The organism is Sandaracinaceae bacterium, from assembly GCA_016706685.1.
Lineage (GTDB): Bacteria > Myxococcota_A > Polyangia > Polyangiales > Houyiibacteriaceae > JADJJE01.
Genome location: JADJJE010000005.1, coordinates 79,531 through 92,284 on the forward strand (window position 1 = coordinate 79,531; position 12,754 = coordinate 92,284).

The 12,754-nt window shown below is 64.9% G+C and carries 11 protein-coding genes, 5 tRNA genes and 1 pseudogene; 1 reads left to right on the plus strand and 16 read right to left on the minus strand.

Going from position 1 to position 12,754, the window contains the following annotated elements; genetic code table 11:
- The 15 genes and pseudogenes from rpoB to IPI43_09980 all read right to left on the minus strand — a co-directional run bounded on the left by rpoB (window position 1) and on the right by IPI43_09980 (window position 11,037).
- A pseudogene (gene rpoB, locus IPI43_09910) lies at window positions 1-4,145 on the minus strand (DNA-directed RNA polymerase subunit beta).
- Between the two features lie 249 nt (window positions 4,146-4,394).
- Window positions 4,395-4,766 carry a 50S ribosomal protein L7/L12 gene (rplL, locus tag IPI43_09915; GenBank protein ID MBK7774444.1) on the minus strand — a complete coding sequence of 124 codons (372 nt, stop codon included), beginning with the start codon at window positions 4,764-4,766 and terminating at the stop codon, window positions 4,395-4,397.
- Window positions 4,767-4,908: 142 nt separating this feature from the next.
- Window positions 4,909-5,478, minus strand: a complete 570-nt coding sequence (locus tag IPI43_09920) for a 50S ribosomal protein L10 (protein ID MBK7774445.1) — start codon at window positions 5,476-5,478, stop codon at window positions 4,909-4,911.
- A gap of 4 nt (window positions 5,479-5,482) precedes the next feature.
- Window positions 5,483-6,181, minus strand: a complete 699-nt coding sequence (locus tag IPI43_09925) for a 50S ribosomal protein L1 (GenBank protein ID MBK7774446.1) — start codon at window positions 6,179-6,181, stop codon at window positions 5,483-5,485.
- Window positions 6,182-6,329: 148 nt separating this feature from the next.
- Window positions 6,330-6,758 carry a 50S ribosomal protein L11 gene (gene rplK / locus IPI43_09930; GenBank protein MBK7774447.1) on the minus strand — a complete coding sequence of 143 codons (429 nt, stop codon included), beginning with the start codon at window positions 6,756-6,758 and terminating at the stop codon, window positions 6,330-6,332.
- Window positions 6,759-6,878: 120 nt separating this feature from the next.
- Window positions 6,879-7,409: a transcription termination/antitermination protein NusG gene (gene nusG / locus IPI43_09935; GenBank protein MBK7774448.1), complete on the minus strand. Its 531-nt coding sequence runs from the start codon at window positions 7,407-7,409 to the stop codon at window positions 6,879-6,881.
- Between the two features lie 14 nt (window positions 7,410-7,423).
- Window positions 7,424-7,834: a preprotein translocase subunit SecE gene (secE, locus tag IPI43_09940; protein ID MBK7774449.1), complete on the minus strand. Its 411-nt coding sequence runs from the start codon at window positions 7,832-7,834 to the stop codon at window positions 7,424-7,426.
- 32 nt (window positions 7,835-7,866) lie between these two features.
- A tRNA-Trp gene (locus IPI43_09945) sits at window positions 7,867-7,939 on the minus strand.
- Window positions 7,940-8,012: 73 nt separating this feature from the next.
- On the minus strand, window positions 8,013-8,171 hold the full coding sequence (gene rpmG / locus IPI43_09950) for a 50S ribosomal protein L33 (GenBank protein ID MBK7774450.1): 159 nt from the start codon (window positions 8,169-8,171) through the stop codon (window positions 8,013-8,015).
- 7 nt (window positions 8,172-8,178) lie between these two features.
- Complete coding sequence (gene tuf, locus IPI43_09955) at window positions 8,179-9,369, minus strand: elongation factor Tu (protein ID MBK7774451.1); 1,191 nt, start codon at window positions 9,367-9,369, stop codon at window positions 8,179-8,181.
- Window positions 9,370-9,417: 48 nt separating this feature from the next.
- A tRNA-Thr gene (locus IPI43_09960) sits at window positions 9,418-9,489 on the minus strand.
- 36 nt (window positions 9,490-9,525) lie between these two features.
- A tRNA-Gly gene (locus tag IPI43_09965) sits at window positions 9,526-9,601 on the minus strand.
- 30 nt (window positions 9,602-9,631) lie between these two features.
- Window positions 9,632-9,716, minus strand: a tRNA-Tyr gene (locus tag IPI43_09970).
- A 22-nt stretch (window positions 9,717-9,738) separates the two neighbouring features.
- Window positions 9,739-9,811: transfer RNA gene (locus tag IPI43_09975), tRNA-Thr, on the minus strand.
- A 92-nt stretch (window positions 9,812-9,903) separates the two neighbouring features.
- Entirely contained in the window at window positions 9,904-11,037 is a 1,134-nt protein-coding gene (locus IPI43_09980) for a tetratricopeptide repeat protein (protein MBK7774452.1), read from the minus strand.
- 254 nt (window positions 11,038-11,291) lie between these two features.
- Between IPI43_09980 and IPI43_09985 the strand changes: the two genes are divergently transcribed.
- Window positions 11,292-11,909: a sigma-70 family RNA polymerase sigma factor gene (locus tag IPI43_09985; protein ID MBK7774453.1), complete on the plus strand. Its 618-nt coding sequence runs from the start codon at window positions 11,292-11,294 to the stop codon at window positions 11,907-11,909.
- Between the two features lie 39 nt (window positions 11,910-11,948).
- Here IPI43_09985 and IPI43_09990 read toward each other — a convergent pair whose 3' ends face one another.
- The gene (locus tag IPI43_09990; protein MBK7774454.1) at window positions 11,949-12,635 is read right to left on the minus strand and encodes a hypothetical protein; all 687 of its coding nucleotides are present in this window, start codon (window positions 12,633-12,635) and stop codon (window positions 11,949-11,951) included.
- Window positions 12,636-12,754 lie beyond the last annotated feature (119 nt).

Consider the following 12,754-nt stretch of genomic DNA (forward strand, 5'->3'; position numbering starts at 1 on the left):
TCAGTCCTCCTCGGCCGCGACGACGTCGTCACTACGGCGAATCTGATCTTTTTCGATGAGCTCGACGTTCAGGCACAGTGCCTGCAGCTCTTTCATCAACACGTTGAAGCTCTCGGGGAGACCGGCATCGAGGGTGTGCTCACCCTTGACGATCGCCTCGTACATGCGGGTACGACCCTGCACGTCATCGGACTTGACCGTGAGGAACTCCTGCAGCGCGTATGCGGCGCCGTAGGCTTCCATGGCCCAGACCTCCATCTCACCCAGGCGCTGACCGCCGAACTGCGCCTTACCACCCAGCGGCTGCTGCGTGACCAGCGAGTAGGGCCCGATGCTGCGCGCGTGGATCTTGTCGTCCACCAAGTGGTGCAGCTTCAGGATGTACATGATGCCCACCGGTGACGTCCTCGTGGAACGCGTCGCCGGTGCGGCCGTCGTAGAGCACGGTCTGACCGCTGTCGGGCACCTTGGCGATGCGCAGCAGCTCCTTGATCTCTTCCTCGGACGCGCCGTCGAACACGGGCGTGGCGAGCTGCAGGCCGTTCTTCCAGCTGCGGATGAGCGGCACCATGTCCTTCTCGGAGACTTCGTCCACGAGCTTGCGCACGGGGCCGTCCTTGAAGATCTTCTGGAGGTGCTTGCGGAGCGCGGCGGTGTCCACGCCCGTGTCGACCATCTCCTGGAGCTGCTGACCGAGCAGGTAGCCTGCCCAGCCGAGGTGCACCTCGAGGATCTGACCCACGTTCATGCGGCTGGGGACGCCGAGCGGGTTCAAGACCACGTCCACCGGCTGACCGTTGGGGAGGTACGGGAGGTCCTCCTCGGGCAGGATGCGGCTGACGACGCCCTTGTTACCGTGACGACCGGCCATCTTGTCGCCGATCTGAAGCTTGCGCTTGATGGCGACGTAGACCTTCACCATCTTGATGACGCCCGGGGGGAGCTCGTCGCCCTTGCCCAGCTTGTCGATCTTCTCCTGGAAGAGGACCTCGATGGCGGACGTCTGCTCGTCGAGCTGGGAGAGGATCGCGTCGATCTTCTCCTTGTTCTTCTCGACCTCGATGGCGCCCCAGTATTTGCGGGGAATCGGCTCGAGCTCGCTCTCCTCGATCTTCACGCCCTTCGCCAAGAGCTGCTTGCCCTTGTCGTCCACCAGCTTGGCGGTGGTCGTGTTCTTCACGAGGTGCTTCTGGATGCGCGCGTAGGCGGAGTCGCGGATGATCTTGATCTCGTCCGCCATGTCCTTCTCGAGCTTGGCGCGCTCGTCGTCTTCGATCTGACGCGTGCGGTCGTCGGTCTCGGTGCCCTTGCGAGCAAAGACACGGGCGTCGATGATGATGCCGGTGACGCCGGGCGGCACGCGCAGCGAGGTGTCGCGGACGTCGCCCGCCTTCTCACCGAAGATGGCCCGCAAGAGCTTCTCCTCCGGGGAGAGCTGTGTCTCGCCCTTCGGCGTGATCTTGCCCACCAGGATGTCGCCCGCGTTGACCTCGGCGCCGATGCGCACGATGCCCGACTCGTCGAGGTCCTTGAGGGCCTCCTCGCCGACGTTCGGGATGTCCCGCGTGATCTCTTCCTTGCCGAGCTTGGTGTCGCGCGCGACGCACTCGAACTCCTCGATGTGCACCGAGGTGAACACGTCGTCCTTCGCAATGCGCTCGCTGAGCAGGATGGAGTCCTCGAAGTTGTAGCCGCCCCAGGGCATGAACGCGCAGATGACGTTCTGACCGAGCGCGAGCTTCGCCCTTGTCGCAGCTGGGACCGTCGGCGATGACGTCGCCCACGAACACGCGGTCGCCCGGCTGCACGATGGGCCGCTGGTTGTACGCCGTGTTCTGGTTGCTGCGCTGGAACTTGAGCAGACGGTAGATGTCGGGGAACGCCCCGGCCTCACCCTCGGCCTTGACCACGATGCGCGTCGCGTCGACCGACTCGACCACGCCGTCGCGCTTGGCCACCAAGCACACGCCCGAGTCCCGCGCCACGCGGTTCTCGATGCCGGTGCCGGCGATGGGCGCCCGCGAGCGGACCGTGGGGACGGCCTGGCGCTGCATGTTCGAGCCCATCAGGGCGCGGTTGGCGTCGTCGTGCTCCAGGAACGGGATGAGCGAGGCGGCCACCGAGACCAGCTGGTTCGGCGAGACGTCCATCAGCGTGACCGTGTCGGGCGGAACCAACACGGGCTCACCGTTGTAGCGAGCGTTGATCAAGGTGCCCTCGAGCATCTTGGTGGTCTGCTCGATGGCGGCGTTGGCCTGCGCGATGTAGTGGCCCTCTTCCTCGAGCGCCGAGTACCAGCGCACGTCGGAGTCGAGCACCTTGCCCTCGGTCACCGTGCGGTACGGCGTCTCCACGAAGCCGTAGTCGTTGACGCGGGCGTAGGTGGAGAGCGACGCGATCAGACCGATGTTCGGACCTTCCGGCGTCTCGATGGGACAGATGCGGCCGTAGTGCGTGGTGTGCACGTCGCGCACCTCGAAGCCGGCGCGCTCACGCGTCAGACCGCCAGGTCCGAGCGCCGAGAGACGACGCTTGTGCGTGACCTCGGAGAGCGGGTTGGTCTGGTCCATGAACTGCGAGAGCTGGCTGCTCCCGAAGTACTCCTTGACCACGGCGCTCACGGGCTTGGCGTTGATCAGGTCGTGCGGCATGAGCGTCTCAATCTCTTGAGACATGCTCATGCGCTCCTTGATGGCGCGCTCCATGCGGACCAGACCGATGCGGTACTGGTTCTCCATGAGCTCGCCCACGGCGCGCACGCGGCGGTTGCCGAGGTGGTCGATGTCGTCCGTGGACCCACGACCGTTCTTCAGCTCGATGAGGTGACGCACCGTCTCGAGGATGTCGCGCTCGGTGAGCGTGGTGTGCTCGATGTCCGGACGCTCGCTGTGGTCCTTGTAGAACTTGTAGTTCAGCTTCAAGCGGCCGACCTGGCTGAGGTCGTAGCGCTCGGGGTTGAAGAACAGGTTCCCGAAGAGCGTGCGAGCCGTCTCGAGCGTGGGTGGATCACCCGGGCGGAGGCGCCGATAGATCTCGAGGATGGCCTCGTCCTGGCTGGCGACCTTGTCGGCCAGCAGGGTGTCACGCAGGTACGAGCCCACGTTGAGGCCGTCGATGAAGAGCACGCGCAGCTGCTTGACGCCCGCCTCGCGCATGGCGGTGATCTTGTCCTCGGTCAGGTCCTCGTTGACCTGCACGATGATCTCGCCCGTCTCCTCGTCGATGACGTCCTCGGCGCTGACCTTGCCCACCACCTCGATGATGTCGGCCGGCAGCTTCTCCACGCCCGCCGCCTGCAGCTTGCGGATGACGGCGCGGGTGAACTTGCGGTTCTTCTTCACCAGCGACTCGCCGCCCAGCTTGATGTCGCGCGTGGCGCGCTGGCCGGTGAGGATGTCGTACTCCACCGACTTCGAGAACGCGCCCTTGGCCTCGAAGAAGATCGTCTCCGTGTGGTAGAAGAACTTCAGCAGGTCGTGGGTGCTGTAGCCGAGGGCCTTCAGCAGCACGGTCGCGTGCATCTTGCGGCGACGGTCGATGCGTACGTACAGCAGGTCCTTCGGGTCGAACTCGAAGTCCAGCCACGAGCCGCGGTAGGGGATGACGCGCGCCTGGTACAGCAGCTTGCCCGACGAGTGGGTCTTGCCCGAGTCGTGGTCGAAGAACACGCCCGGCGAGCGGTGCAGCTGGCTCACCACGACACGCTCGGTGCCGTTGATGATGAACGTGCCGCTGTCGGTCATGAGCGGGATCTCACCGAAGTAGACCTCCTGCTCCTTGATGTCCCGCACCGCGCGCTCGCCGCCATCGCTGTTGTCGTAGATGATCAGCTGGATGGTGACCTTGATGGGCGCCGCGTAGGTCATGCCGCGCTGGCGACACTCGTCCACGTCGTACTTCGGACGCTCGAGCGTGTAGCCAACGAAGACGAGCTCGCTCGTGCCGTTGAAGTCACGGATGGGGAAGACGCTCCGGAACACGCCCTGAAGCCCAATGTCAGTCCGCTCCGCATGGGGGATCGTGGACTGGAGGAACTTGTCGTAGGACTTCTTCTGGATGTCGATCAGGTTGGGGATGTCGAGGAAACGCTCGATCTTCCCAAAGCTGTGACGAATCCGGAAATTGGTCTGGATCTTCGACGCCATGTTCACCGGGATTCCTGGACCGTCTGCTGCTGACGGCGGTCCGTGGTCGGGTTGCGAAAGTTAACTAAGAAAAATGCGAATTGCGGCGTGGGCCTCCGGGGGAGGCCTACGCCGCTTTTCAGATACTGAGCGGACCAGAGCACAGTGCGCAGAGCGCACCCGTCCGGCGGGGCGGGGAGTCTACCCCACCCTGAGCCGAAGGCCAAGCAAAATGCAGGCCGAGCTGACGGGTGCGCCTCTGCGCCGGGATCACTTGAGGGTGACCTTGGCGCCGGCTTCCTCGAGCTGCTTCTTGATGTTCTCGGCCTCGTCCTTGGACACGGCCTCCTTGATGATCTTCGGAGCGGCCTCGACGAGGTTCTTCGCGTCCGCCAGGCCAAGCTGGGTGATCTCACGGATCGTCTTGATCACGTTGATCTTCTTGGCACCGGCGTCGGTCAGCTCGACGTCGAACTCGGTCTTCTCTTCCTCGACAGCCGCCGCCGGGCCAGCCGCCGCCACGCCCGCCACGGCCACGGGGGCCGCCGAAACGCCCCAGCTGTTCTCGAGCGCCTTCACGAGGGACGCGACGTCCTTCACGGTCCAGCCGCTGAGCTCTTCGACCATCTGATCAATGTTCATGTTCGCCATGTTGATTCTCCGCTGGCGCGCCCCCGAACCAGGTTCGTGACGCGCGAAGTTTGCTTGTATTGGTTTGAAATGAGGGAATTTGAGGGGTTCATGTGGGAGGGCGTGCCGTCCGTCAACTTTCGTTGCCGGAGACTCAGCCCTCGCCTTCCTTGCGAAGCTTGGCGTCGAGAACCAAGGCCATCCGCTGAGCCGGCGCATTGAGCTGCGCGACCAGGTTCTGGGCCGGTGCCATCATCGTTGCGAGCAACATGGCGCGGATCTCGTTCTTGCCGGGGAGCTTCGAGAGGGTGTTCTCGACCGCCGCTCGGTCCATGACCTCACCGTCGAGCAGGCCACACTTGATGACCAGCTTCTCGGGGAGGTTCTTGGGGCTGAGCTTGGCCGCGTTCTCTTCGCGGAACTTGAGGATGGTCTTGGCCGCAACCGAGGCATCTTCAAAGGACCACGCGAACGCGGTGGGGCCCTTCAAGTGGTTCAGGAACTGCTTGTTACCGACGATAGCGGTCCCATCCAGTGCCTTCTTGACGACGTTGTTCTTGACCACCTTGTACTCCACGCCGACCTTGCGGAACTCGGCACGGAGAGAGGTGATGGTGTCCACGTCGACGCCCGAGAAATCCAGCAACACGACCGAGTTGGCCTTGTTCCAGGTCTCGCGCACACTTGCCGCCTGCGCCTGCTTGTCTTCACGTGTCATCGGCATGGGTTCAAGCCTCCACGGTCAGAGAAAGCGGGTCGACTCGGAAGCCGGGTCCCATGGTTGAGCTGAGCGTGATGCTCCGCATGTAGATGCCCTTCGCGGCGGCCGGCTTGGCCTTGGCGAGGGCGTTCAGGATGCTCTTGGCGTTGTCGGCCAATGCCTCGGGTCCGAACGACCGCTTACCGATACGAGCATGGACGATACCAGCGCGCTCGACGCGGAACTCGACCTTACCAGCCTTCGCCTCCGAGACCGCCTTCGAGACATCGAAGGTGACCGTTCCGACCTTGGGGTTCGGCATCAAGCCACGCGGACCGAGGACTCGGCCCAAGCGGCCTACCTGGCCCATCATGTCGGGGGTTGCGACCACGGTGTCGAACTCGAGCCACCCTTCGGTGATCTTCGCGACCAGGTCCTCACCACCAACGAAGTCAGCGCCCGCGGCTTCCGCCTCGGCCACCTTATCGCCCTTGGCGAACACCAGGACTCGATTCGTCTTTCCCGTGCCGTGCGGGAGCACCACTGCTCCGCGCACCATCTGGTCGGCGTGCTTCGGGTTAACACCAAGTCGGACCGCGATATCGACGGATTCGTCGAACTTGGCGAAGGAAAGTTCCTTCACCAGCTTCACGGCCTCTTCGAGGCTATAACGCCGGTTGCGGTCGGACTTCTCTACGGCAGCCCTGCGCCTTTTTCCGGGTTTCATCAAATCTCCTCACGACAGTCCGCCCTCTTTTGGGACGAACAGCCTCCCACCAGGGACCCCAGGTGGTACGGGGTACAGCGGACCATCCGCTGTTCGGCGCGGCTAGAGACGCACTCGGAGCCGCGCGAAGTTCAGGCGGACGGAAGCGTCAGACGACGCCTTCGACCTCGACACCCATCGAGCGGGCGGTTCCGATCACGGAGCGCATGCACGCCTCGTGGGAGCCCGCGTTGGTGTCCACGATCTTCTCGCGCGCGATGTCCGCGACCTGCTGCATCGTGAGCTTGCCGACCTTGTTCTTGTTCGGCACGGGAGAGCCGGACTTGAGGCCCAGCGTCTTCTTGATGAGAACCGGCACGGGCGGGGTCTTCAGGATGAAGCTGAAGGTGCGGTCCGAGTACACCGAGATCACCACGGGGATGATCAGGCCGGAGTCCTTGGCGGTGCGGGCGTTGAATTCTTTGCAGAACCCCATGATGTTCACGCCGTGCTGACCGAGCGCCGGACCGACGGGGGGCGAGGGGTTAGCCGCTCCGGCCGGGAGCTGGAGCTTGATCTGTCCAATGACCTTCTTCATGACCGTTACCTAGGTGCCCGGAGGCGGGGAAGCAGCGCCGCGACGAGTCGCTGCGAAGACGTGGAGGGAGGGGGAGGCTCGAGGAGGTGGCCGCCCGCGGGGAGAGCTGCCTGAGACGCGTCAGACCGTCTTTTCGACGTGTCCGTAGTCGAGCGTCACGGGGGTCTCGCGACCGAAGATGCTGACGAGGACGCGAATCTTTTGTTGATCGGGAGCGACCTCTTGGATCGATCCGGTGAAGTTTGCAAATGGACCCTCGATCACGCGCACGTGATCGCCCGGCTGGAAGTGCACCGCGGGCTTGGGCTTGGCGGCGCCGTCCTCCATTTGCTGGGTGATTACGAGAATTTCGCGGGGCGGCACCTCGGTCGGGGTGCGACCGCCCAGGAACCCACTGACCTTGGGCGTTCCGTTGACCAAGTGCCAGGTCTCGTCGGTCAGCTCCATCTGGACGAAGATGTAGCCCGGATAGAAGGTGCGCTGGCTGACGCGCTTCTTGCCGTCACGCGTCTCCTCGACCTTCTCCTTCGGGATCAGGATCTCGCCGAACTTGTCCTCCATGCCCTCGCGCTTGATGCGCTCCTCCAGCGAGAGGCGGACCTTGTTCTCGTAGTTCGAGTAGGCCTGAATTGTGTACCACTTCATCGCCATGGCCGTTCCGTCCTTCAGATCTGGTAGACGAGGTCGGAGAGCTTCGACCAGGTTGCATCGAACACGCCGAGGATGATCGCCGCGACCACCGACACGACCAGGACGATCATGGTTTGCTTCCAGGTCTCTTCGCGCGTTGGCCACTTGACGCGCGCGAGCTCCGCAGCGACCTCGTTGCTGAACTTGTTCACCTTGGGGTGCTTGTACAGCGCGCTGCTGATGACGATGGCGAGGATGGCCGCGCCGGCGCTGGCCAGGGTTCCGTCGGAGTCCGCGAAGAGCTCCCAGATCACGATGATCAGGTGGTCGAACAACCAGAAGAGCGCGAGCGCGCCCGCGATGAACGCGAACTGAACCCACCGCTCGAGGCCGAGCGTGCTCGTGACGGGGAGGTTGTCTTCTTGCGCGATGCTATCTTGCGCCATGTTCGCCATCACTCGGGGTGGGGGAAAAGGGGCAGGCCAGGAGGGAATCGAACCCACGACCTGCGGATTTGGAATCCGCTGCTCTACCGATTGAGCTACTGACCTATCAACCCCGCGTGGCCTTGGTGGGCTTCGGCGGAGTGCTTGTCCCCCGGGCCGGTGACCGGGGGGACTCGACTCACCGGGACTCCCGGTGAATCGTGTGCTTCTTGCAAGTGGGGCAGAACTTCTTGAGCGTCAAGCGCTCTTGGTGTCCGACCCGGACGGGCTTCGTGGTCTGATAGTTCCGCGCATTGCATTCATCGCAGACCAACGCAATGCGCACCCTATCGGTCACGCAGACCTCACGCAATAATCGTGGCGACGACGCCAGCGCCGACGGTGCGACCGCCCTCGCGGATGGCGAAGCGCTGCTTCTCTTCCATGGCGACGGGGTAGATGAGCTCGACGGTCATCTTCACGTTGTCGCCGGGCATCACCATCTTGACCTCTTCCGGCAGGCTGATCTTGCCGGTGACGTCCATGGTCCGCATGTAGAACTGCGGGGTGTAGTTGGCGAGGAACGGCTTGTGGCGGCCGCCCTCCTCCTTCTTCAGGACGTAGACCTCGCACTCGAACTTGGTGTGCGTCTTGGACGTGCCGGGCTTCGCGAGGACCTGACCGCGCGAGACGGCGTCCTTCTCGATGCCGCGGAGGAGGCAGCCCACGTTGTCGCCGGCCGTGCCCTCGTCGAGCAGCTTGCGGAACATCTCGACGCCGGTGACGACGGTCTTCTGGGGCGCCACGAAGCCGAGGATCTCGACCTCGTCCTGCGGGTGGATCTTGCCGCGCTCGATGCGGCCGGTGACCACGGTGCCGCGGCCCTTGATGGAGAACACGTCCTCGATGGCCATCAGGAACGGCTTGTCCACGTCGCGCTCGGGCGTCGGGATGTGCTGGTCCACGGCGTCCATGAGCGCGACGATGGAGTTGACGCCCATCTCCTTGCCCTGGATGGCGAGCAGCGCCGAGCCACGCACGATCGGGATGTTGTCGCCGTCGTACTGGTACTTGCTGAGGAGCTCGCGGACTTCCATCTCGACCAGCTCGAGCAGGTCGGGGTCGTCCACCGCGTCCACCTTGTTCAGGAAGACGACCATGGTGGGCACGCCGACCTGACGCGCCAGGAGCACGTGCTCCTTGGTCTGGGGCATGGGGCCGTCGACGCCGGACACCACGAGGATGGCGCCGTCCATCTGCGCGGCGCCCGTGATCATGTTCTTCACGTAGTCCGCGTGACCCGGGCAGTCCACGTGCGCGTAGTGACGCGTCTCCGTCTGGTACTCCACGTGGCTCGTCGCGATCGTCACGGTCTTGGTCGCATCGCGGACGGTGCCGCCCTTCGCCACGTCGTGGTACGAGACCACGTTACCGCCGTGCTTGTCGGCCATCACCTTGGTGATCGCCGCCGTCAGCGTGGTCTTGCCATGGTCGATGTGACCGATGGTCCCAACGTTGATGTGCGGCTTGTTGCGAACGAACTTTTCTTTGCCCATGACTTTGCGATCCCTGTCTGCGTCTGCGTGCGCGGTGTTGAAACGCGGAGCCCAGGATGAGAGTTGAACTCACGACCTCCCCCTTACCAAGGGGGTGCTCTACCACTGAGCTACCTGGGCGTTCTTCTATCTTGCTAGCGAGTCTCTGCGGAGCCTTGGAGCGGGAAACCGGATTCGAACCGGCGACATTCAGCTTGGAAGGCTGACGCTCTACCAACTGAGCTACACCCGCAGAACGTGGACCACCCGAGTGAGTGGTCCGTGGTGGAGAGTGGTGGGTTCGAACCACCGTAGGCATTGCCGGCAGATTTACAGTCTGCTCCCTTTGGCCGCTCGGGCAACTCTCCGGAATGATTGAGATTTCAACAGAGCTGACGATGGGACTTGAACCCGCAACCGCCGGTTTACAAAACCGGTGCTCTACCAGTTGAGCTACGCCAGCAGGTGGACGGGTGCCAGAACCCCCCCATGGACTCGCGGGGGCGCGTTATGTACGGCGCGCGTCCAGTAGTGTCAAGAACAAAGTCGGGCCGGCTAGGGGCCCAGCAGGGTGCCCAGCTGCTGACGCACGCGCGTGAGGTCGGCCTCGATGCGGGCACGCCACTCGGTGTCCACGCCCGTCCGCTCGATCATCTGCAGCGTGAGCTCCCAGTAGCGGATGGAGTGGCGGAGCAGGGGCTCCACGTATTGGGTGAGGGCCTCGCGGTAGGCCTGCTCGTAGTCCGCCAGCTCCGCCCCCTCGAGCGGCTCGGAGGCGGGTGGAACGGGGGCCGCCAGGATGGACTGGAAGAAGCGGTCGTACAGCGAGCCGATCTGGTAGCCCGCCGCGGCGGTCCAGAAGGGCTCCGACCAGCGCATGGTGTCGAAGTAGAGGCGCTGCGCTTCGAGCAGGTGGGCCGCTCGCACGTCGAGGGCGCGCCGCTGGGTGGCGATGTCCCCCGGCGGGATGGGGGCCTCGTCGAAGTTCAGGCGCACGGTCTCGGCCAGCACGAAGTTGGCGGCCGCCACGAAGTAGAACCCGCGGACCTCGCTGCCCTCGCGGCGTGTGCTGACGTAGCGCAGGGTGTCGCGCGCCTGGGACGCCGCGGCCGCACGCTCGCCCTGGCCGAACAAGCCCTGGGCGCGTCGTGCCAGGGCCTCCACGCGGTCGTCCACGTCGAGCGCCGTGTCGGCCAGGAGCTCGTCCGCGATGGCCACGAGCGCGTCCCACTGCGCGAGGCGCTCGTACAGGAGGGCTAGCTGGAAGCGGGCCGCCCGCACGTCCGACGACCCGGGGTAGTCGCGCACCAGGCGGGCGTAGCGCTCGGCGGCGCCGGCGTGGTCGTCGAGGCGCATGAGGCACAGGGCAGCGTTGTAGAGCGCGGCAGCAGCCAGCCGGCTGTTGGCGAACTCGGTGACCAGCTGCTCGTAGCGCAGAACGGCGTCGGGGCAGTTGCCCTCACGGGCCAGCGCGCGGGCCTGGTTGAAGAGGTCCTCGTCGGAGTAGACGGTGCCGGGCCCCTCGCCCGACCGGATGCGCAGGCCGGCCATGTCCTCGGTCTCCTCCGGCTCGGCCCCAGGCGTGGTGGGACCGTGCGTCCGGCCAGCGCAGCCGGCCACTGCGACCCCCAGCGCGAGGAGCAGGAAAGGGACAGGCAGCAGGGAAGAGCCGTGGGTCACGCGACGCATGATGAGAGGACAGCGTAGCGCGACGAAAGGTTCCACGGGCCGTTCGTGTGGGCGGTGAAGGCTGGTGGCGGGGTCGCCGCTGGCCCGCTCGTGCGCGCGGAGGCGTAACAGGCAGCGTTACGGTGTGACGCGTAACGCTTCTGTCCCTCAACCTCGCTCGAAGCGTGACGCGCCCGGAAAGCTGCGTGATTTCAGCAAGTAAGCGGCTGGCACGACAGCTGCAAAGTGCCTCCTCGTCCCAAGGAGTCACGACGATGAAGAACACCCCCGCCCCTCTCTTGCCCCCCACCGACTGGACCGACCGCGAGCTCCTCGCGCGACTGCTGGATCGCAACGAGGTGGCCTGGCGGGAGTTCCACCGACGCTACGACCGCCTGGTCTTCAAGTGCATCCACAAGGTCACCAACCGCTTCCACGGGGTGCTCTGCCAGGATGACCTGGACGACATCTACGGGCAGTTCCTGCTGAACCTGACCACGCGCGACATGCGGCGCCTGCGGGCCTTCCAGCCCGAGCTAGGCAACAAGCTGGGCACGTGGATTGGGCTGCTGGCCACCAACACCGCGTGGGACCACCTGCGCCGCGTCTCGCGCCGCCCGTACATGAGCGAGCTGAGCGAGGCCGACCAGCTCGAGAGCGACGAAGAGAGCCCCGTGGAGCGCATGGCGCGTGCCGAGCGCTGGACCCTGGTGAACCAGGCCCTGGCCGAGTTCTCGGACAAGGACCAGACCTTCGTGCAGCTCTACTACGTGGACGGGCTCGACGCCGAAGCCGTGGCCGCCGAGATGAACATCTCGGTGAAGACGGTCTACAGCAAGAAGCACAAAATCCGCAGCCGCCTCGAGGCGCGCCTACGGGCCTTCGCCGCCTGAGCCGCCTCGCCCTCCCCTGCCGCCGCGACGCCCCGATGACTACCCGTCGTCGCGGGCGTCGCAGCGCGACTGCCCGAACGCGCTCGGGCTCACCAAGCAGTCACCGAACCAATAGGCGTTGCCGTCGTCCGCGTAGCCGGTGACCTCGAGGGTGTAGTTGCCGGCGGGCTGCGGACCGAAGTCCAACACGAGGGAGCCGTTGGTGCAGAGCGCCTCGACGGACGAGGAGACCACGGTCGCTCCATCGAAGAGCGTGACGTCGTAGTCTCGGACGCCCGCCTGGGCGCAGGTGCCAGGGAGAAAGTCGTTGGGCAGCTCGGAGAGATCCCAGCGGACCTCCACCAGGAGCGGGTCGCCCGAGGGGGGCACGGTGCAGCGGTGGGTGATGTCGTCTCCGTTGAAGAAGATGCCCGTGCAGGTGGCCGCGTAGGTCTCGTTGCCGAAGCGGTCGAAGCCGTAGATGTCCAGCTCGTAGTTGTCGATGGCGAGCGAGGAGAACTGGAGGTCGCCGCAGGGCACGTTGGTCTCGCTGCGGACCACGCCGCTCGAGTCCACCAGGGTGTAGTCCATGCTGGTGACCCCGGCCTCGAAGCAGGTGGTGACGGACGTCCCCCAGCCGAGCTCCACCGTCATGGTCTCGAAGGTGCAGCCGGGGACCAAGGCAGCGAGGCCCAGCAAGAGGCTGGCGCGGGAGAGGCGAGAGGCGACAGAACGGATGCGTGTCATGAGCAAGCCCACAGGGTGAGGGGAGAGTCCCATTGTACTCGGGGAATGGCGGGGTGTTCCCCGCGTGCACGGCACCAACGAAAAACGGCGACCTCGCGGCCGCCGTTGCTCGTTTGGGT